18 protein-coding genes are annotated in these 19233 nt (G+C 67.0%); 12 read left to right on the top strand and 6 right to left on the bottom strand.

Annotated elements, in window-relative coordinates:
- On the bottom strand, positions 1-767 hold a 767-nt coding region (locus ACO1BU_RS21180), incomplete at its 3' end, for an acyl-CoA dehydrogenase family protein (protein ID WP_424137961.1).
- A 363-nt stretch (positions 768-1130) separates the two neighbouring features.
- Between ACO1BU_RS21180 and ACO1BU_RS21175 the strand changes: the two genes are divergently transcribed.
- Positions 1131-2000, top strand: coding sequence for a type 1 glutamine amidotransferase (locus ACO1BU_RS21175; RefSeq protein WP_424137960.1), 870 nt, complete (start codon positions 1131-1133; stop codon positions 1998-2000).
- A gap of 11 nt (positions 2001-2011) precedes the next feature.
- Here ACO1BU_RS21175 and ACO1BU_RS21170 read toward each other — a convergent pair whose 3' ends face one another.
- Positions 2012-2680: an HAD family hydrolase gene (locus tag ACO1BU_RS21170; protein ID WP_424137959.1), complete on the bottom strand. Its 669-nt coding sequence runs from the start codon at positions 2678-2680 to the stop codon at positions 2012-2014.
- A gap of 215 nt (positions 2681-2895) precedes the next feature.
- Between ACO1BU_RS21170 and ACO1BU_RS21165 the strand changes: the two genes are divergently transcribed.
- Positions 2896-3984 carry an SDR family oxidoreductase gene (locus tag ACO1BU_RS21165; RefSeq protein WP_424137958.1) on the top strand — a complete coding sequence of 363 codons (1089 nt, stop codon included), beginning with the start codon at positions 2896-2898 and terminating at the stop codon, positions 3982-3984.
- 2 nt (positions 3985-3986) lie between these two features.
- The gene (locus ACO1BU_RS21160; RefSeq protein ID WP_424137957.1) at positions 3987-5171 is read left to right on the top strand and encodes a patatin-like phospholipase family protein; all 1185 of its coding nucleotides are present in this window, start codon (positions 3987-3989) and stop codon (positions 5169-5171) included.
- 32 nt (positions 5172-5203) lie between these two features.
- Here the strand turns inward: ACO1BU_RS21160 and ACO1BU_RS21155 are convergent, their stop codons facing one another.
- Complete coding sequence (locus ACO1BU_RS21155) at positions 5204-6172, bottom strand: TIGR03885 family FMN-dependent LLM class oxidoreductase (protein ID WP_424137956.1); 969 nt, start codon at positions 6170-6172, stop codon at positions 5204-5206.
- Positions 6173-6534: 362 nt separating this feature from the next.
- Between ACO1BU_RS21155 and ACO1BU_RS21150 the strand changes: the two genes are divergently transcribed.
- Positions 6535-7452 carry a L,D-transpeptidase family protein gene (locus tag ACO1BU_RS21150; protein ID WP_424137955.1) on the top strand — a complete coding sequence of 306 codons (918 nt, stop codon included), beginning with the start codon at positions 6535-6537 and terminating at the stop codon, positions 7450-7452.
- Positions 7453-7521: 69 nt separating this feature from the next.
- On the opposite strand, the gene ACO1BU_RS21145 is transcribed toward ACO1BU_RS21150, so the two are convergent.
- Positions 7522-7782 (bottom strand): hypothetical protein, encoded by a 261-nt coding sequence (locus tag ACO1BU_RS21145; RefSeq protein WP_424137954.1) that lies wholly within the window; start codon positions 7780-7782, stop codon positions 7522-7524.
- A 179-nt stretch (positions 7783-7961) separates the two neighbouring features.
- Here ACO1BU_RS21145 and ACO1BU_RS21140 point away from each other — a divergent pair, with 179 nt between their 5' ends.
- Both ACO1BU_RS21140 and greB read left to right on the top strand, forming a co-directional pair.
- Positions 7962-9185: a serine hydrolase domain-containing protein gene (locus tag ACO1BU_RS21140; RefSeq protein ID WP_424137953.1), complete on the top strand. Its 1224-nt coding sequence runs from the start codon at positions 7962-7964 to the stop codon at positions 9183-9185.
- A 14-nt stretch (positions 9186-9199) separates the two neighbouring features.
- Complete coding sequence (gene greB / locus ACO1BU_RS21135; RefSeq protein WP_424137952.1) at positions 9200-9730, top strand: transcription elongation factor GreB; 531 nt, start codon at positions 9200-9202, stop codon at positions 9728-9730.
- Positions 9731-9939: 209 nt separating this feature from the next.
- Here the strand turns inward: greB and ACO1BU_RS21130 are convergent, their stop codons facing one another.
- Both ACO1BU_RS21130 and ACO1BU_RS21125 read right to left on the bottom strand, forming a co-directional pair.
- Positions 9940-10623, bottom strand: a complete 684-nt coding sequence (locus ACO1BU_RS21130) for a ChrR family anti-sigma-E factor (RefSeq protein ID WP_424137951.1) — start codon at positions 10621-10623, stop codon at positions 9940-9942.
- Positions 10620-11201: a sigma-70 family RNA polymerase sigma factor gene (locus tag ACO1BU_RS21125; protein WP_424137950.1), complete on the bottom strand. Its 582-nt coding sequence runs from the start codon at positions 11199-11201 to the stop codon at positions 10620-10622. The genes ACO1BU_RS21130 and ACO1BU_RS21125 overlap by 4 nt, the downstream gene beginning before the upstream one ends.
- A 208-nt stretch (positions 11202-11409) precedes the next feature.
- Between ACO1BU_RS21125 and ACO1BU_RS21120 the strand changes: the two genes are divergently transcribed.
- From ACO1BU_RS21120 to ACO1BU_RS21095, 6 genes are all read left to right on the top strand, one after another.
- Positions 11410-12735, top strand: coding sequence for a calcium-binding protein (locus tag ACO1BU_RS21120; protein ID WP_424137949.1), 1326 nt, complete (start codon positions 11410-11412; stop codon positions 12733-12735).
- Positions 12736-13326: 591 nt separating this feature from the next.
- The gene (locus tag ACO1BU_RS21115; protein WP_424137948.1) at positions 13327-15156 is read left to right on the top strand and encodes an outer membrane protein assembly factor BamB family protein; all 1830 of its coding nucleotides are present in this window, start codon (positions 13327-13329) and stop codon (positions 15154-15156) included.
- Positions 15153-15689 carry a c-type cytochrome gene (locus ACO1BU_RS21110; protein WP_424137947.1) on the top strand — a complete coding sequence of 179 codons (537 nt, stop codon included), beginning with the start codon at positions 15153-15155 and terminating at the stop codon, positions 15687-15689. The genes ACO1BU_RS21115 and ACO1BU_RS21110 overlap by 4 nt, the downstream gene beginning before the upstream one ends.
- Positions 15686-16699, top strand: coding sequence for a cytochrome c oxidase subunit II (gene coxB, locus ACO1BU_RS21105; RefSeq protein ID WP_424137946.1), 1014 nt, complete (start codon positions 15686-15688; stop codon positions 16697-16699). Before ACO1BU_RS21110 ends, coxB begins: the two co-directional genes overlap by 4 nt.
- Positions 16696-18621 (top strand): cytochrome c oxidase subunit I, encoded by a 1926-nt coding sequence (gene ctaD, locus ACO1BU_RS21100; protein ID WP_424137945.1) that lies wholly within the window; start codon positions 16696-16698, stop codon positions 18619-18621. The genes coxB and ctaD overlap by 4 nt, the downstream gene beginning before the upstream one ends.
- Positions 18618-19220: a cytochrome c oxidase subunit 3 gene (locus ACO1BU_RS21095; protein WP_424137944.1), complete on the top strand. Its 603-nt coding sequence runs from the start codon at positions 18618-18620 to the stop codon at positions 19218-19220. Before ctaD ends, ACO1BU_RS21095 begins: the two co-directional genes overlap by 4 nt.
- Positions 19221-19233 lie beyond the last annotated feature (13 nt).

Below are 19233 nucleotides of genomic sequence, written 5' to 3'. Positions count from 1 at the left end.
ATGGGGTTCCCGTGCAGCCGCGTGCCCGGCGTGCCCTCCGCCATCTCCTCCGGCCGGCAGAACTGGGCGTTGAAGGGCACCGCGTGATGCGCGGGGATGACGGCATCCTCGATCACGACGGTGTTGGAACCGGAGGAACGCATCCCCAGGATCTCGTCCCCGCCCCAATCCTTCAGGATCGTGTATTGCCCCTGCGGCACCACGATGAGCACGGGGGAGGGTGGCGTTCCATCCTCTTTCTGCAGCAACGCAGTGCCGATGAAATGCGTCGCATGCGGAACGCCCGAGGAATAGTTCCAGCGCCCCTTGATGCGCAGGCCGCCCGGCACGGGCGTCGCCGTTCCCAGGGGCTGGGCCCGGTGTGGGGAGATGAAATGGCCGGTTTCGCCGAATAACTCGCGCTGCGCCTTCTCCGGCCAGTGGCTGGCCAATAGAAAGGCATGTGAGGCCGCCAGCGTGAGGCACCAGCCCACGCCTGGATCGCCGCGAGAGACCTCCATCATCGTCCGAAAGAAGACGGGCAGGCTGAATTCATAGCCGCCAAACATCCGGGGCTGCGTAATGCGGTAGAAGCCCATCCGCTCGAAGGTGGCATGCACGTCTTCGGCATAGGTGCCGAGCAGCTCGTGCTCCTCCTGCCTCTCCCGCAGCATGGGCCGCAGGGAGATGGCACGGTCGAGCAGGTCACGCGGCGTCAGTCCTGGCTCAGGTACTGGAAGAAAAGCGGCGGGCGCGGGTGACGGGCGGCCAATGACGGCGAGCGGCATGCGAACGCGTCCTTCCCTGTGCCGCGCCTTCCATGGAAGCCCGGCGTCTAGTGCACGGTTCGTTAGGCGCCCCATGAACGCGCAACGATACAGTGCATCATTTTGTGTGACGCTATTTCGTGCTCGCGCGTCCTGTCAAGCCTCCCTCTGGCGGCCCAGTTCAGGCCCGGTCCTCAGCGGCACACATACCCAGGCGCCAGGCGGGCAGGATCGCTTTCTGCCAGAGAGCGTCAGCAAACCTTGAAGGCGCCAGCGAAGACATCACCTCCTGCGATCCGAGGGCCATCCCCGCGCCCTCGCCGATTTCCGCGGCGGCCGACCTTCCTTCCTGGGCCGTCCCGAAGCACACCACCGGGAGTTTGCATGTCCGAACCGTTCCGCTTCCTGGTCGCCGAAAGCGAGGCACCGGAGGAGCGAGAGGCACGGCGCAGAAGCGTCGGTAGCAGCTCCGGCGAAACCTATGTGGAAAGCCTTCTCTCTCTCGCCCCCGGCGCGATCTGCGACCAGATCAAGCCAGCCGAGGAGGACAGCCCGCGGCAGGAACCGGAGGTTCTGCGCCGCTATGACGCGGTCTTCCTCTGCGGCTCCCCCATGCATGTCTATGAGGACAGCCCGCAGGCGCGTCGCGCCCTGGACTTCATGCGCACCGTCTTCGCCGCGGGCACGCCGGCCTTCGGCTCCTGCGCTGGCCTTCAACTCGCTGTTGTGGCCGCGGGTGGCCAGGTCGGCCCCCGGAAGGACGGTAAGGAGGCCGGCTTCGCCCGCTGTATCGCCCTGACGGAGAAAGGGCGCGAGCATCCGCTGCTGTCCGGCCGTCCCCTGGCCTATGATGCGCCCTCAGTTCATTCGGACGAGGTGAAACAACTTCCGCCCGGCGCCACGCTGCTGGCCACCAATGAGACGAGCCCCGTCCAGGCCGCCGAGATCCGCTGCGGCGACGGAATCTTCTGGGGGGTGCAGTACCATCCGGAAATCTCGCTGCACGAGGTGGCGGAGGCGCTGCGGCGCCAGGCCGAAAGCCTGGTCAAGGACGGCCTCGCGGCGGATCGCCTGGCGGTCGACCGCTATGCGGATCAGATCGAGGCGCTAGCTCGTGAGCCGGCACGGCACGACCTCGCCTGGCAGCTCGGGCTGAATCACCAGGTCACAGACCCGGCCCTGCGGCAGGTGGAGCTGCGCAACTTCATCCGCCATCTCGCAGAGCCACGACGCGCCCGCCGCAACGCCGCCTAAGCGCCCGCCGGTCAACCCCGGGCGAGGAGAGAGTCGTCGTAGCGGGCCAGCAGATCGGCAGGCCCCTTGTAGATTTCGACGCAGCCGGCCTCGCGCAGCCAATCCTCGGGGAAGCCGCCGCAGAGCACGCCAATGGTGCGCAGCCCCGCCTTGGCCGCCGCCTCGGCATCGTAAGGCGTGTCGCCGATCACGATGGCCCGCGATGGATCGACCCCACCCAGCCGCGACAAGGCCGCCTGAAAGATATCGGGGTGGGGTTTTGACTTTTCGGCGTCGTCCGACGAGGTTTCCTCGTCCACCAGATCCTCGATGCCCGCGATCTTCTTGTAGATCTGCAGTTCATCGGCCTTGGCCGAGGAGGCGAGCACGATCCGCGTTCCGTCCTGCCGGATGCGCTGGAACAACTCCCGCACCCCCGGAAAACCCGTGATCTCCGGAAGATAGCGCTCCTTCATCAGCGCGACACGGTGCTTCTCCAGCTCCTTGCCCCTCGCATCCAACTCCTCCCGGCTCAGGAAAACCGGCATGAGCTGGTCGCCCCCCTTCCCGATCTGGTCGCGAACGGCTTGAAACTCGAACTCATGGCCGAAATCGCGAAATGCGTCCTGCCAGGCCCGCGCGTGAAGATCGACCGAATCGATCAGCGTGCCATCCACGTCGAAAACTGCGGCCTCGATCATCCTGCGCTCCCGGTCAGTCGGAAGTAACGCGGCAGTTTCCATTCTGATGCTCCGCATTCCCACCATGGCGGGCGCGCGAGACCGTTAGAGCCAGACTTCGCATAGGTGAACGCGCCGTCGCCGCGTACGGACCATGGAGCCCTCCTCCCGCGCAGCCACAGAGCGACTCATCCGTTGTTCGGGCGCCCGGACGCCGCAGACATGGTGGAACACGCATGACCGATCAGCCGACCAATATCGCGGGCAAGCCGCGCACGACCTCGGGCAGCAACAGGCCAGTGATCGTCATCACCGGTGCGTCCAGTGGCATCGGGCGTGCCACCGCGCAGGCCTTCGCCCGGCGCGGCGCCTCGCTCATCCTCGCCGCGCGCCGCGCCGAGATGCTGGAGGAGGCGGCGCGGGAATGCGAGGCGCTCGGCGGCACCGCCATCGCCGTTCCGACCGACGTGACCCGTGAGGAGGAGGTTGAGGCGCTGGGCCGCCGCGCCATTGAGCGCTTCGGCCGCATCGATGTCTGGTTCAACAATGCGGGCGTCGCGGCCTTCGGGCGGCTGGAATCCATCCCGATGGATGCCTGGCGCCGGGTCATCGAGATTAACCTGTTCGGTTATGTCCATGGCGCCAAGGTCGCCATGCGCCAGTTCCGGGCCCAGGGGCACGGAACGCTGATCCAGAACGCCTCCATCATCGGCGAGACCTCCAAGCCGGACGGCACCCCCTACGCGACCAGCAAATTCGCCATTCGCGGCTTCTCGGAGGCCTTGCGGCAGGAGGTGCTGGACCAGCCGGGCATCCAGATCTGCACCGTCATGCCATCGGTGATCGACACGCCCTTCTTCCAGCACGCCGCCAATTTCAGCGGCCGCCGCGTACGCGCCGCGCCGCCGGTCTACACGGCGGATGAGGTGGCGGAGACCGTGGTCGCGCTGACCCAGCAGCCGCAGGCCGAGGTGATCGTCGGCGGCTTCGGCAAGATGGCCGCAGCCCAGAAGCGCATGGCCCCGACCTTCACCACCTGGTTCACCGGCCGGGCCCTCCACACCGGCTTCCTGTCCGAAGAAGCCAGCGGCGACACGCCCGGCGCCCTGTTCGAGCCCGTGCGCGACGGCCGCGGGGTGGATGGAGGCTGGCGCAGCCATCCCGAGAGCGGCGGCGCGCCGCTTGCAGCCATGACCTCCATGGCGGCGCTTCCGCTGGAATTCGCGGCGATGCCCTTCCGCATGGCCGATGCCGGCCTGGCATCGGCAGCCCGCTTCCTGGAGGCCATCCTGCCACCCGGCCCGCCGGGCCCGACCTCGAAATAGGCATGGCGATCCATTCCAGCTCGGCCGAAGGGACAGCCGCATTGCAGCCGTCGTCAACAAGCCAGGGCACCGAGCACAACCTGGGCCCGATGCACGCCCTGGTGCTCGCAGGCGGCATCGCCCTCGGCGCCTATCATGCCGGAGCCTGGGCCGCGCTGCAGAAGGCAGGCGCGCCAACCCCGGAATGGATCGCCGGCACCTCGATCGGTGCTGTGACGGCCGCGATCATCGCCGGCAACCCGCCCGAACGTCGCGCCGAGCAACTTCTCCGCTTTTGGAATGCCGCCAGCGACGATCCAATGTCCCTCTCCTTCTGGGCGGCACCACTGGGCGTGACGGGACCCTGGCGGGAGACGCAAGGCTGGATCAGCGCGATGCAGACCCGAATGCTCGGCCGCCCCGGGCTGTTCCGCCCGCGGCTGGCCGCCTTCGGCCAAGGCGCGGCGCCCGGACTTTATGACCTCGCGCCCCTCCATCGCCGGATCGAGGAGGTGGTCGACTTCGACCGGGTGAACAGCAAGGACGCGCCCCGCCTCAGCGTTGTCGCGACAGATCTCGGCTCCGGCGAGCGCGTCGTGTTCGATACGCGGCGTGGCACGCGCATCGGGCCCGAACATGTCATCGCCTCCTCCGCCCTGCCGCCTGATTTCGCGCCGGTCGAGGTTGATGGCCGGCTTCTCGGCGATGGCGGGTTATCCGCCAACACGCCGCTTGACCTGATCCTGGACGAACCTGTTGGCCGGGACCTGATCTGCTTCGTGCTGGACCTCTTCTCCCGTGAAGGTGAGCCCCCGCGCTCTCTGTCGGAGGCGGCAGCCCGCGCGGAGGACCTCGTCTTTGCCGGGCAGACGGGCCTCATCCTGGAGGGCCGCCAGCGCGAGCAGCATCTGCGCACCCTGATTGCCAAGCTCAGCACCCGCCTTCCGCCCGAAATCCGGGAAGACCCGCAAGTAGCGCCCGTCTTGGCGGAAGGCCGCGCCACCGCCACGACGATCCTCCACCTCGCCTACCGGAGCTCTCCCGGCGCGACGGGCATCCAGAAAACCTTCGATTTTTCGAGAACCGCGCTTGCTGAGCGCCTGGAGGCGGGCGAGCGCGACATGCAAGCTGCCCTGCAGCAGCTCGCGACACTGGGCGAAGGCGCCCGCCCGGCGGCGGGCCTCACCCTGCACACGATCCGGGGCTGACGCGCGCCGGGCAACGCCTCAGCCGGCGCCGCTCACCGGCGCAGCGCCGGTAGCACCTCCCGGCCGAAGATCTCGATGAAGGCGCGCTGGTTGCGCCCGACCTGATGCAGCTGGATTTCGTCAAAGCCCAGCTCCACCAGTTCGGCCAGCCTCGCCACGTGCCAGCGGGGATCCGACGAAATCCAGACGGATTCCCGCATGTCCTCCGGCTTCACGAAACGCGTCGCGATGTCGAACTGCTCGGGCGTGCGCAGCTCCCAGTTCACGTCACCGCCCAGGACATTCGTGCGCCACTGCTCATGCGCGCCGGCCAGCGCTTCCTCCTCGGTCGGAGCCCAGTTCAGCCCGACCTGCACCACCAGCCGCTTGCCCTGCCCACCTCCACGGCGGAACGCCTCGATTACCTTCCGCATCTGGTCCGGCTCCCCGGAGACGGTGAGCAATCCGTCCGCCCAGGCCCCAACCTCCTCCGCGGTCGCCTCCGTAACCGCGGCGCCCAGCAGCGGCGGCGGCTCCGCCGGCCGGCTATAGAGCTTCGCATCCACAACGGTCACGCGCCCGTAATGCGAGACTCTCTCGCCGGCCAACAGCGCGCGCACGATGCCGGCGCATTCCCGCAGCCGTGCATTGCGCTCCCGCCTCTCCGGCCAGGCCAGGCCAGTGATGTCCTCGTTCAGGCGCTGGCCGCTTCCAAGGGCGAGCCAGAACCGGCCCGGGAACATCTCCGCCAGGGTCGCCGCGCCCTGAGCCAGGATGGCGGGATGATACCGGTATCCCGGCGCCGAAATGACGCCGAGAGGCAACCCCGTCCTGGCCATTGCGGCCCCGAGCCAGGACCAGGCGAAGCCGGAATGCCCCTGCGCCGCTCCCCAGGGACGGAAGTGATCGGACGACATGCCGCAGTCGAAGCCGGCCCCTTCGGCATCCTGGATAAGGGCAAGCAGTTCGGAAGGCGGAAACTGCTCATGCGAGGCGTGGAAGCCGAAGCGTGCCGTGGCCATGCTGCCCCCCCTCCTGATTCCTTGCAGAAACCCGGCCCGGAGCCCCAGGTTGCCGGAAGCCAGCGCTTCTACCGCTTGGCCCGCGCGACGACGTGCGCCACATGGGCCAGGCTAGGCCGGCCTGGCCACATCAACAATGCGGCCTCACCGCCGGTGGCCCTTACCCGGTCCCCCGAACCCTGCCCGGCCCATGGAAGCCTCTGGCGCGAACGCCCTGCCCGGCATCCCCGGCAGGGTATCCGGTGACGATCTTCTGAAGCAGCCCGGGGCACGAACGGAGATCGATGGAGAGACGACACAACAACATGGGCGTTCGTTCACGATCTTCTGCTAGGATCACCATGTCCCAGTCCGGCCCACCGATGCTTCAGACTCGCCGTTCCCTCGCCCGCGCCCTGCTCCTCGGCGCTGCTTCCGCGCCCTTCGGGGCAATGTTCCGGCCGGGCGCCATGGCCCAGGGCCTGCCCGTAGTGGCCGTGCCCGATTTCCGGGCCCAGCTCCGCTATGCCCGCGCAGCAATGCCCCCGGCAAATCTGCGCGGCCGGTATGCCGTGGACCGAACGCTCGAACGCCTCGACGACCTCGGGGTCGATTTCTCGGCGGGGCGGCTCATTCTCGTGAACATCGCTGCCGCCGAGCTCATCGCCTATGACATGGGTCGGGAGGTTTTGCGCTCCCGTGTGGTCGTGGGGGCGAACAAGACCCGCACCCCCCAGCTCGCCACCTTCGTCACCTCCGCCCGCTGCAATCCCCCCTGGTACGTGCCCGCAAGCATCGAGCCCGAGGTCCGCGCTACAGGCGCGGTGGGGTTCCGGGTGGTGAACGGGCGCCTCATCCAGCCGCCGGGCCCCACCAACCCCCTCGGTCCGATCCGGATTGGGCTGCTGGATTCGGATGGCATCTTCCTGCATGGCACCAACAGCCCCGCAGCCTTCGCCCGGCAAAGCCGCGCCGTCTCCCATGGCTGCGTCCGGGTTGAGCGCATCCGCGACCTCGCGGCCTGGATGACGGACCGGCCATCCCCGGCCATCCAGGCAACCCTCGATACGGGCCGCACCATCGAACTCATCCCCACCCAGGAGGTGCAGGTCGCCCTTGGCTATCTGACGGTCTGGCCCGACAGCCGCGGCCGGCTTGTCCTGCACGGGGATCCTTACGGCCTGGATGTGCCAGGGGCGCGCCGGGCGCCCTATCGGCGGATCCCCCGCCCGCTGCCGCAGGCGCCCGATGAGGCCGAGGCGGTCGCCCGGGCCGAGAAGCCCGAGGACAACCCGCTTTAAGGGGCAGATTCACGTCGGCGGGCGCCCCTGCCTCCGGCGACCCACTCCAACGAACAGCCCTGGGACAGCTTAGCGATAGCCCCAGAACTGCGGTTGGTAGGCGTCCCGCCGCCCCGCCTCATAGGCCCGGCGCTCGGCCATCTCGCGCCGCTGGCGCCGGAACTCGCGCCGCTGCTCGCGCCACTCCATGTGTTGGTGCCAGGCTTCGCGTTCCCAGGACGGGGACGGATACGGGGCATAGCCATACCCGTAACCCTGCGCCTTCGCCTCCGGAACCACCGACAAGGCGCCCGCTGCCGCGATCAGCGCACCGAATACGATGTTCTTCATTTTGCGCCCTTCACCGGACCATCCCGGCACTGACCAGGCCCATTCTCCCCACCATTCCGGCAGCCCCTGGGCGCAGTGCGCCGCCTTTCCGTCACGATGCGGCGGCTGGAAGGCGGGTGTCTGTCAGGACGCCCAGAGCGCGGCTAGTCTCGCCGGAGCAGGAGGAAGGAAGAGCGCCGATGGACATGAACATGCAGGCCGACGCCGCGGAACTCGGGCTGTCCCGGCAGCGCCTCGCCCGCATCGACGGCTGGATGGATCGCTATGTGGAGGAGGGCAAGCTTCCCGGCCTGGGCGTGACCGTCATGCGGCGCGGCCGGATCGCCTATAGCCGCCGCACCGGCCTGGCGGACCGGGAACGCGGCACGCCCGTGGCGGAGGACACGATCTTCCGCATCTATTCGATGACCAAGCCTCTCACCAGCGTCGCGATCATGATGCTGTATGAGGAGGGCCGCTTCCAACTCGATGACCCGATCACGCGCTTCCTGCCCTATTTCGCCAACCAGCGCGTCCTGACCGGCGGATCGCGTGGTAAGCTGGAGACGGTGCCGGCGGTGCGCGACATCACCTTCCGCGACCTGCTGACCCACACCTCCGGCCTGACCTATGGCTTCATGGAGTCCACGCTGGTCGACGCGCTCTACCGCTCCGAAGGCGTGGACTTCCAGACCTCGGACGCGACGCTGGCCGAGGCGGTGGAACTGGCCGCGCGTCAGCCCCTGATCGCGCAGCCCGGCACCGCCTGGAACTACAGCATCGCCACCGACGTGCTCGGCCACCTCGTCGCCGTCATCTCCGGCCGCCCCTTCGAGGAATTTCTGCAGGAGCGCGTCATCGGCCCGCTCGGCATGGTGGATACCGCCTTCCACGTGCCCGCGGAAAAGCTGCCACGCTTCGCCGCCAATTACGGGCGCGGCCCCGATGGCGCGCTGAAGCTGATCGACGATCCCGCCACCAGCCGTTTCGCCACCCCGCGCAAGATCTGCTCGGGCGGCGGCGGGCTCTGCTCCACTGCCAGTGATTATCTGCGCTTCTGCCAGATGATGCTGAACAAGGGGGAGCTGGACGGCCTGCGCCTGCTGGGCCGCAAGACCGTTGAGCTGATGACCACGAACCATCTGGGCGGCGACATGGCGGCCATGGGCCAGCCACGCTTCAGCGAGTCCAGTTATGAGGGCATCGGCTTCGGCCTCGGCTTCTCCGTCATGCTCGACCCCGCGCGCGCCCAGGTGCTCGGCACCCCCGGGGAATATGCCTGGGGCGGCGCCGCCAGCACCGCCTTCTGGATCGATCCGGCGGAGGAGATGGCGGTGATCCTGCTCACCCAGTTCATGCCCTCCTCCACCTATCCGATCCGGCGTGAGCTGCGCGTGCTGACCTACCAGGCCATTATCGACTGAGGCGCGACCAGAATATGGACGAGGAAGATGGGGGCAGCCTGACGCGGCTGCCCCGCGGCAAGTTCTACATGACCCCGGCGGGCGAGGCCGCGCTGCGGGCGGAGCTCGAGGCCATGCGAGCCGAACGGCACCGCGTGGTCGAGATCGTCGCCTGGGCCGCCGGCAATGGCGATCGTAGCGAGAACGCCGACTACAAGGAGGGCAAGCGCCGCCTTCGGGAGATCGACCGCCGCCTGCGCTATCTCGGCCAGCGGCTGGACCAGGCCGAGGTGGTCGACCCGGCCGCCCAGACCCAGCGAGACCGCGTCTTCTTCGGAGCCACTGTCACCTATCTGAACGAACGCGACGAGGAGGTGACCGTCACGCTGGTGGGTGTGGACGAGGCCAATATGGCGGCCGGCAAGATCAGCATCGGATCCCCCATGGCATTGGCCATGCTGAAGGCGCGCGTCGGGGACGAGGTGACCGTGCGCACGCCGGCCGGGCCAAGCTCCATCGAGATCATCGACATCCGCTACCCCGAACGGTCGCCCGCTACACCCTAGGCAGGGAACCCAAATCATCTACCCACTCGACCTTCGCCTGCCGGCGCCGCAACGTCGTCGAACGCCTCCTCTATCGCCTCAAGAGCCGGAAGACTGGCCACGCGGTACGATCGCCTCGCTCAGAACTATCTCGCCAGCCTCGCCCTCGTCGCCGAGCGGAGCTGAATGAGTCCCCTACTCGATGGAACTCAGCCGCAAGCTTTGAGAGCTCATATCCTTAGATAGGCTCCTGCCAGCCGCCCGATCAGCCCTGGGAAGCGCAGCCGTCCGCGTGTCGCTATCAGGCAGACACAGTCACTTAGCCCCTCTGCCACCGGCCGGTGGCTGACATCATCCTCTGCCTCGGCCATATCCCCAGCGTTGTATTGCTCCGTTCCGTCGGCGAAGGCTCCCTCCAGCACGCAGGTAAGCTCGCTGCCCTGGTGGCCGTGGCTGGGCAGCGCAACGCCCGGCGCGACGCGCAGGAAAAACAGCGTCTCACAATCGTTGCTCCCCCAACGTTCCTGCAGCAGCAGGGCAACACGAACACCTGGGGCAGCCCAGCGCAGCTTGGGAACAGGCAAGCCGAGACGGTCAAGCGTGATCGCCGCTCCTTGAGTGGGACCCGCCAGCGCTCCCGCAGATACCATATCGGGCGGGGGCGTAGGGGCAGCATGGAGCCGGTCCATGGTTCGCTGCAGAGCGTCGGGGGCAAGCGGCGATAGCGGCAGCTCGGGGATTGTCGGCCCAACAGCCTCCTCGGGCATGCTGGCCGTGGCAAGACATTGTTCGCAGTGGAGAAGATGAGCTGCGACAGCAATGCCCGCCGCCTGCCCGAGATGGCCTGCGGCATAGGAGGCCAGCGTCGCCGCACTGGGATGACGGCGGGCCGTGCGCTTTCCTTTTCCAGTCATCTTGCCTCATCTCCCAATGCCCGGCGCAGTCGCCCGAGGACAAGCCTCAGGCGGCCCTTAACAGTACCAAGAGGGATGCCAAGCTCACTGGCGACCTCAGCATGTGACTTGTCGTCGAAATAACAGAGCTGAACGACCTGTGCCTGCTCGTGGGGCAAGCGGTGCACCGCCGTCCTCAATCGTGCCTGCTGCGCGGAGGAGGCGAACTGCTCCTCCGCATCCGGAGCGGTATCGGGAACCGCCTCCTCCGGCGCCGTGATCTCATGCCCGGGGAATCCCCTGCGGCGAAGAGCATCAAGGCGAAGGTTCCGGGCAATCGCATAGACCCAGGTAGAGACTTCAGCCCTTTCGGGATCGAACAGCGCCGCCTTCCTCCAGACAAGCATCATTGCTTCCTGCGCCAATTCCTCCGCCTCCCCATCAACCATGCCTAGCCTACGCAGGTATGTCTTCAGCCGCGGTGCAAAGTGAGAGAACAGATCTGCGAAGGCGGCCCGGTCCTGCGACCGCGCCACTGCGGCGACGTAGCGTTCCAGCGCCACCTCGGTGCAGGTGCGGGGCGAACGGTGCGACTGCAATGACGACGCTCCAGCCCAATACGTGACGAGCGCTCCGCTAGATCACTTTGATGACCTGCTCAGGCCCACAGGTCACATTCATAACAGACATACATGGCGGGTACCGCACCGAGCCCGAATGGTCACGTGAGCGTGACCCTGTGATCCAGTGCGTCTCTCCCTCCGTATCACCTGGCGCCAACGAACGAAGATAGGGAGATGTCACGCGATGAGTAGCGATCGTCACAGCAGCGGCCAGGACGGACTGGCAGTTGGTGGGCTGCAGATATTTGCCACTGAATTCACGGCGCTCAACAACTCCGGCGTCGATGGACAGGCGCTTCTGTTCCTCGACGCGCGCAGCCAGACGCTGACCGTGCACATCAAGGCTGAGGGGCTTGAGCCGAACCAAGTGCACCCGCAGCACATCCATGGCTTCGACAATGACATGGAAGCGAGGACCCCGACACTTGCACAGGATGACGACCGAGACGGCTTTGTCGAGCTTCTGGAAGGGCTCGATACCTATGGACCGGTCCAACTCAATCTGACCCTCAACCCTGACAACTCGGTGCATGACCATGGCACGGATGGCCATGACCACACCGCGGCAGCCGTGTTTCCGACTGCGGATGAGAACGGTGTGCTGCGCTACACTGAAACCTTCCGCTTCGATTCGTCGGACGAGAACGCACAGGCGATCTTCGGCGGCATCACGCCCCTCCAGGCCAAAGAAATCGTGCTGCATGGACTAACCCTGCAGGAAGGACAGGGTGCGGGGGGCGGTGAGGCCGACGGGGTCCAGGGCTACAAGGCTGTCCTACCCATCGCGTCGGGCGAGCTGCAGCAAGTCGGAGCCCATTTCTTCTCATCGCAGATCTTCGGTTTCCTGCATGACGGCTCAGCAGATGACGCCGACCTCACCCCCACCCTCGCGGCCACTGGCTTTGCCGACCACCTGACCGGCACCGATGGCGGCGACATCATCGACGCCGAAGGCGGCGCCGACATCGTCGAGGCGGGTGGCGGCAATGATCGCGTGATCGGTGGCACCGGTGACGACCAGATCGACGGCGGCCTTGGAGACGACCGCGCTGCGGGCGGCAACGGCAGGGACACGTTGCTCGGTGGCGCTGGCGATGACACGTTGCTCGGCGACGCCGGCAAGGACATGCTCCACGGTGGCGATGGCGACGACATCCTGATCGGCGGCGCGGCCATGGACGTCCTTACCGGTGGGGCAGGGAGGGACCACTTCACCCTCACCACACTTGAGGATTCCAAGAGGGGCAGCGGCCACGATGTCATCACCGACTTCGGCGATGGTGACATGATCGACCTCGCCGCGCTCGGCGCGATGTTGAATCTGAATGGCGGGCAGACCTTCGCATTCCTGGGTGCCGGGGAGTTCACTGGCGCAACCGGCGAACTTCACGCCGTTCAGTCCGGCGGCAACACGCTCGTCGAGGGCGATCTGAATGGCGATGGCGATGCCGATTTCCAGATCGAGCTGACGGGCGAGCATAATCTCTCTGTCAGAGATTTCATCCTCTGACCTCCAGAGGATGAGTGCCGGCCCGGATCACCCTCGAGATCCGGGCCGCGCAGGCGCCTGCTCCTGGAATTCCAAGCAGGATGGCTTGCCGGGCCTGCCGTGCGGCAGGTGCGGATCGATGGCCGCCCAAGCCTCACCCGAAGGCCAGAACAGACGCGCCACTGCTTCCTCCCAACAGCCAAACCTGATCAGGAGGTAAAAACATCAGCAGACCCGGGCGGTTATTCGGGTTGCTTACCTAAGGCATGGCGCTGGTCTACGGGCGAAGGCCAGCCTAACCGCGGCGTGCATCCCGGGTCCGCATGACAGCCGGGCGGACGCGCCGTTAAGCGCGGCATGATAACGCCGCACCTGCCTGGCCGTGACCAGTGCCGATGCCAGCCATGAGGCTGCGCTCTTCCTCCCCAGACCGCATATTAACATCGGTTCGAAGCGACTCGGGGGGACGCGGGTGCACTGCGGTCGCCCCACATGCATTCCACGAGTCGCCTCGCGCGCCGGTTCGTCCCGCAGATAGGCGCGCCAGCTTCTTCTCTGAAGCGGATGCGCCTCTTATGCGTTCCGGAGCAGAGTTCCTGAGGGGATGCGAAGGTGAGAGAGATAGCGTGCCCCGCCATCCGGGCGAGGCACCATCGATGGAAAGCGCGTGCAACCGGCGCCAGGCCCAATGCGCCGGACCGCCCGCGCCGCTCGATCGCGCTGGTCCTGCTCGGGCTCCTGACAGCCGGATGCGTCCTCGCAGCCGGGCAAGGCGTCCTGGCCGCCACCCCGGAACAGCCCAGCCCGGGCAATGAGGGCCTCAGCCAGCTGCGGGAGCTAACACCCGCCAATATCCGGCAGCTTCAGTTGGCCTTCTCCTTTCCTGTAAGCCACCCCGGACGCGCCACCCAGCCTCCCCTCGTGGCCGGGAACACGCTGTTCCTGATGACGCCCTTCCCCCATACAGTCCTGGCGCTCGACCTCGCCTCGCCCGGCAAGGTGCGGTGGAGCCGGACCCTGCCCGCGGACAGCTCGGCCGCGGGCCGCTCCTGCTGCGGTGGGGGTGGGGGCGGCATGGTCCTGGCCGGGGATCGGCTCGTCCTGAACACGCTCGATGGCCGAACCCTGTCGCTCGACGCCGGCACCGGACAGGTGGTCTGGGAAGTGCGGATAGCGGACCCGTCCGAAGGCGAAACCCTCGCCTCCGCGCCGCTGGCCGCCGGGGACCGGATCATCCTCGGCAATGCGGGCGATGATTACGGCGCCCGCGGATGGATCGCCGCCCTCGACGCCGCCACGGGCCAGACCCTCTGGCACCATCACAGCACCGGGCCGGATACGGATGTGGGCATCGGCCCCGGTTTCCGCCCGCTTCTCCCCGAGGACAGGCAGCCGGACCGGGGTACCACCAGTTGGCCACCCGCCGCCTGGCAACATGGGGGCGGCAGCGTGTCCGGCCCCATCCTTTTCGATGCAGGGGCCGGCCTTCTCTTCCACGGCACGGGCTACCCGGCGCCCTGGAACCCCGATCAACGCCAGGGCGATAACCGCTGGACCTCCGGCCTGTTCGCACGCGATGTGTTAACCGGCCAGGCACGCTGGTTCGACTCGATCAACGCCCACGACCTTTACGCCCTGGGCGCCAATGCCCCGCTCCTGCTCCTCGATCAGGAATGGCGCGGCGCCCAACGCAGCCTCCTCGTCCACCCGAATGGCAACGGCTATGTCTATGTGCTGGACCGCCTCACGGGGGAAATGCTCTCTGCCGAGCCCTTCGTGCCCATCAATGCCACGGCGGGCGTGGATCTGCGCACGGGCGCCCTGCGCCGGAACGAGGACAGGGCAGTCCGCCGCGGCATGATGACCCGCGACATCTGCCCAGGCCGCCCTGGCGCCGCCGGCGACGGCATTGCCTTCCTGCCGACGACCGGCCTCCTGTACATTCCGTCCCGCCGCCTCTGCATGGACATGGAGGCCCGGAACGCGAACTACATCCGCGGCACCGGCTTCACCGGCGCCAATATCCGCCTCCGCGCTTCCGATGGAGAGCCCCGAGGCGCCCTGGTCGGCTGGAACCTGGCGGAAGCGCGCCCGGCCTGGACGGTGCCGGAACGCTTCCCCCTCTTCGGCGGCGTGCTGGCGACGGAAGGCGGGCTGGTTCTTTACGGAACGCCGGACGGGCTGCTGAAAGCCGTCGATGCCCGGACCGGCACGGCGCTCTGGCAATACCAGGCCGCATCGGGAATCGTGAGCCGTCCCATCACCTTCCAGGGGCCGGACGGCCGCCAGCAACTGGCGGTGCTGGCCGGCTCCGGCGACGGCCCCGCGGCGGAGATCGACCGCCGCGACGCGACGGCGGCCCAAGGATTCGGCAATGTCCTGCGCGACCTGCCTCAGCCACGCGATCCCGGCGTGACGCTCCTCGTGTTCCGTCTGCCATGAGAATTCTGCCGGCCGCGCTTGCGGCACTTCTCCTCCTGACGGGCTGCAAGCGCGAACAGCGCCAGACCCGCCTCGATCCCCCCATGGCCGAGTCCTTGGACAGCGTTCTCGTCATGCCCTACGGCATCGGCGGCCGCCCGCCTGGCGTCTACGCCGCCATGGGTGAACCCTATCGCAGCAACGCCTATCAGCTCGGCCAGGGAAAGCGGCTCTACGAATGGTTCAACTGCCAGGGCTGCCACGCCGATGGCGGGGGTGCCTCCGGGCCCGCCCTGATGAATGGATGGTGGCGCTACGGCTCCGATCCCGTCTCCGTGTTCCTGTCCATCCGTGACGGCCGGCCGAACGGCATGCCATCCTTCCGCGACAAACTGACGACCGAGCAGATCTGGCAATTGACCGGCTACATTCAGAATCTCGGCGCCGCAGCCGCCAGCGGCGCCGCGCCAAGCCGGAACGACGCGATGCAGACGCGCCCCGCCGAGAACCGGGCGCCCGCCATGAGCAGCCTCTCGACGCCGCCCAGCCGATGAATCAACGGATATTGCGGCGGGCTTTCCCCTTCGCGCTTCTCCTGCTCTGCACGGGTTGCGCCGGCTGGCAATCGGTGCTGGACCCGCGCGGCCACCAAGCCCAGGACCTGCACGGCCTGTTCTGGCTCTTCACCATCACCTGCACCGTGGTCTGGACGGCTGTGCTGCTCGTCCTGGCCGGCGCGATCTGGCGCGGCCGCCGGCCGACGGATCGGCCCACGTCCGAACGAAAGCGGTCAGAGCGCCGCTCGGCGATCGCGGTCGGCAGTGCCCTGGCAGCCACCGCGCTGATCATCACCGCGCTCACCCTGGCCAGCTACTTCGCGACGCGTAGCATCGCGGCCGACCACCCGGATGCCCTGACCATCCGCGTGCGCGGCCTCCAGTGGTGGTGGGAAATCACCTATGCCGACCCCTCGCCGGACCGGGTCTTCATCACCGCCAACGAAATCCACCTTCCCCTGGGCCGGCCCGTCCGGTTCGAGCTTTCGGCCGCCGATGTCATCCATTCCTTCTGGGTGCCGAATCTGGCTGGCAAGCAGGACATGATCCCCGGGCGCGACAACTCCCTGACCCTCACCCCGACCCAGCCCGGCACCTATCGCGCGCAATGCGCGGAATTCTGCGGGCTTCAGCACGCTCATATGGCGCTGCTGGTCATCGTCGAGCCACCGGAAGAATTCGAGCGCTGGCGCACCGCCCAGATCGCCGAGGCCGCCGATCCGCACGGCCCGGAAGAGGAAGCCGGCCGGCAAATCGTGGAAAGCAAGGCCTGCTCCGCCTGCCACACAGTGCGCGGCACCTCCGCCGCCGGCACGCTGGGGCCGGACCTGACCCATGTCGGCGGCCGTCAGACCATCGCCGCCGGCATGCTGCCGACCACGCGCGGCGCGCTGGCCGCCTGGATCGCCGATCCCCAAACCATCAAACCCGGCAACAACATGCCCATGGTGCCACTGACCCCGGACGAATTGCAGGCCGTTTCGGCCTATCTGACGAGGCTGCGATGACCGCCGAGGAGAAGAACCCGGACCGGCGCGACACCACCTTCGACGAGGCGCGTGACCCAGGCAGCCTGGAGCGGCGGCTCGCGCATACCTGGCGCACGCCGGGCGGGCTGATCGGCATCCTTTCCGCCGTCGACCACAAGATCATCGGCCGCCGCTACATCGTCACCGCCTTCGCCTTCCTCTTCCTGGGCGGACTCCTGGCGATGCTGATGCGGCTCCAGCTCGCACAACCGGAAAGCCGGATCATCGGACCGGATCTCTATAACCAGATCTTTACCATCCACGGCGCGAACATGATGTTCCTCTTCGCCGTACCGATCGGTGAAGCGGTCGCGCTCTATCTGGTGCCGCTGATGATCGGCACCCGCAACATCGCCTTCCCGCGCCTGGGCGCGTTCTCCTACTGGGTCTTCCTGTTCGGTGGCCTCCTGCTCTGGGGCGCCTTTCTCCTGCAGATGGGGCCGGATGTCGGCTGGTTCGCCTATGTGCCGCTTTCCGGCCCGCAATACGCGCCCGGCAAGCGCGCCGACATCTGGGCGCAGATGATCACCTTCACCGAGATCTCGGCCCTGGCCGTCGCGGTGGAGATCGTTGTGACCGTGCTGAAGCAGCGCGCCCCCGGCATGTCGCTCGATCGCATCCCGCTTTTCGTCTGGGGCATGCTGGTCACCTCCTTCATGATCATCATGGCCATGCCGGCCGTGGTGACGAGCAGCTCCCTGCTGATCCTGGACCGGCTCGTCGGCACACATTTCTATAACCCGGCCGAAGGCGGCGATGTGCTGCTCTGGCAGCATCTCTTCTGGTTCTTCGGACATCCGGAGGTCTACATCGTCTTCATCCCGGCGGTCGGGATGATCTCCTCCATGCTGCCCACCTTCGTGCGGCGCCCGATCTTCGGCTATCTGCCACTGGTTCTGGCGCTGATGACCATGGGCCTCCTCGCCTTCGGCCTCTGGGTCCATCACATGTTCACCACCGGTCTACCGCGAATGGGGGAAAGCTTCTTCACGGCCTCCAGCATGGCGATCGCCATACCGGCGGGGGTGCAGATCTTCTGCTGGGTGGCGACGATCTGGCTGGGCCGCCCGATCTTCCGCACGCCCTTCCTGTGCATCCTCGCCTTCTTCTTCACCTTCATCCTCGGCGGGATGACCGGCGTAATGGTCGCCTCCGTGCCCATCGACACCCAGGTGCACGACACCTACTTCATCGTTGCGCATTTCCATTACGTGCTGATCGGCGGCGCGGTCTTCCCGCTGATCGGGGCGATCTACTACTGGTTCCCCAAGATCACGGGACGGATGATGAGCGAGCGCCTCGGCCGCTGGGTGATCGGCCTGCTCTTCTTCGGCTTCAATTTCACCTTTTTCCCCATGCACATCCTGGGCCTCCAGGGCATGACGCGGCGCGTCTACACCTATCAGGCAGAGATGGGCTGGGGCGGCTGGAACCTCTTCATCAGTTTCAGCTCCGTCGCCCTCGCGGCCGGCTTCCTGCTCTTCGCCATCGATGTCGTCCGCAGCGCCCGGTCTGGCACGCCAGCAGGCGACAATCCCTGGAATGCCTCCACCCTGGAATGGGCGACCTCCTCCCCGCCGCCGCCCTACAATTTCGCCCGTATCCCGGTTGTGACCAGTTCGAACCCACTCTGGGATGAGAAGGAGGGCCTGCCAGTGGCGCAAGGCCTCGCCGTGGGCCGGCGGGAGCTTCTCATCACCACCATGGCCGAGGCAAAGCCCGAGGTCCGGGAAACATCTTCCCGCAACTCCATCTGGCCCTTTTTTGCAGCCGTCGCGACCAGCATCATGCTCGTCGCTTCCATCTTCACGCCCTGGGCGGTCGTCTGGGGCTCCATCCCCGTCGCGATAACCCTGATCGGATGGTTCTGGCCCCGCGGCACGCCGGAGGATGACGCATGAGGCACCGGGTCGTCGCGGATCTCGCCCATCTCCCCCTGCACGGCAAGGGCAGCGCCAGCCAGACCTGGTGGGGCACCCTCGCCTTCATGCTGATCGAGGGCACGGGCTTCGCCATCGCAATCACTGTCTATCTCTACCTCTTCAGCCTTGCGCCGCAGTGGCCGATCGGCGCCCCGCCACCCGATCTCGGGCCCGGCACGGTCATGACCCTCGTTCTGCTCGCGAGCCTGCTGCCAAACTGGTTCGCTGCGCGCTGGGCGAAGGCGGAAGATCTCCGCAAGGTGAGGATCGGCATGGTCATCATGTCGGTGGTGGGGATCATTCCCCTGATCATCCGGATCTTCGAGTTCAAAGCCCTCAACGTGTCCTGGGACAGCAACGCCTATGGCTCGATTCTCTGGGTTCTGCTCGGCCTGCACACGACCCACGTTATCACAGACGTGGCCGACACCTTCGTGTTGGCCGCCGTGATGTTCACCCGCCACGGGGACAACAAGCGCCGCTTCGGGGATGTGAGCGACAACGCGCTCTACTGGTATTTCGTGGTCGCAGCCTGGCTGCCGCTCTATGCCTGCCTTTACTGGGTGCCACGGCTATGATGGCGCCCGACAC

The sequence above is a fragment of the Roseomonas chloroacetimidivorans genome (assembly GCF_049629625.1).
Taxonomy (GTDB): domain Bacteria; phylum Pseudomonadota; class Alphaproteobacteria; order Acetobacterales; family Acetobacteraceae; genus Roseomonas; species Roseomonas chloroacetimidivorans.
The sequence above is the reverse complement of the archived record's forward strand: the minus strand, read 5'-3'. Positions and strand labels throughout refer to the sequence as shown.

What these genes read in the sequence shown, in the direction of transcription:
- ACO1BU_RS21175 (WP_424137960.1), top strand. Translation starts at nt 1,131, where the DNA reads ATGTCCGAACCGTTCCGCTTCCTGGTCGCCGAAAGCGAGGCACCGGAG.
- ACO1BU_RS21170 (WP_424137959.1), bottom strand. Translation starts at nt 2,680, where the DNA reads ATGATCGAGGCCGCAGTTTTCGACGTGGATGGCACGCTGATCGATTCG.
- ACO1BU_RS21165 (WP_424137958.1), top strand. Translation starts at nt 2,896, where the DNA reads ATGACCGATCAGCCGACCAATATCGCGGGCAAGCCGCGCACGACCTCG.
- ACO1BU_RS21160 (WP_424137957.1), top strand. Translation starts at nt 3,987, where the DNA reads ATGGCGATCCATTCCAGCTCGGCCGAAGGGACAGCCGCATTGCAGCCG.
- ACO1BU_RS21155 (WP_424137956.1), bottom strand. Translation starts at nt 6,172, where the DNA reads ATGGCCACGGCACGCTTCGGCTTCCACGCCTCGCATGAGCAGTTTCCG.
- ACO1BU_RS21150 (WP_424137955.1), top strand. Translation starts at nt 6,535, where the DNA reads ATGCTTCAGACTCGCCGTTCCCTCGCCCGCGCCCTGCTCCTCGGCGCT.
- ACO1BU_RS21145 (WP_424137954.1), bottom strand. Translation starts at nt 7,782, where the DNA reads ATGAAGAACATCGTATTCGGTGCGCTGATCGCGGCAGCGGGCGCCTTG.
- ACO1BU_RS21140 (WP_424137953.1), top strand. Translation starts at nt 7,962, where the DNA reads ATGGACATGAACATGCAGGCCGACGCCGCGGAACTCGGGCTGTCCCGG.
- greB (WP_424137952.1), top strand. Translation starts at nt 9,200, where the DNA reads ATGGACGAGGAAGATGGGGGCAGCCTGACGCGGCTGCCCCGCGGCAAG.
- ACO1BU_RS21130 (WP_424137951.1), bottom strand. Translation starts at nt 10,623, where the DNA reads ATGACTGGAAAAGGAAAGCGCACGGCCCGCCGTCATCCCAGTGCGGCG.
- ACO1BU_RS21120 (WP_424137949.1), top strand. Translation starts at nt 11,410, where the DNA reads ATGAGTAGCGATCGTCACAGCAGCGGCCAGGACGGACTGGCAGTTGGT.
- ACO1BU_RS21110 (WP_424137947.1), top strand. Translation starts at nt 15,153, where the DNA reads ATGAGAATTCTGCCGGCCGCGCTTGCGGCACTTCTCCTCCTGACGGGC.
- coxB (WP_424137946.1), top strand. Translation starts at nt 15,686, where the DNA reads ATGAATCAACGGATATTGCGGCGGGCTTTCCCCTTCGCGCTTCTCCTG.
- ctaD (WP_424137945.1), top strand. Translation starts at nt 16,696, where the DNA reads ATGACCGCCGAGGAGAAGAACCCGGACCGGCGCGACACCACCTTCGAC.
- ACO1BU_RS21095 (WP_424137944.1), top strand. Translation starts at nt 18,618, where the DNA reads ATGAGGCACCGGGTCGTCGCGGATCTCGCCCATCTCCCCCTGCACGGC.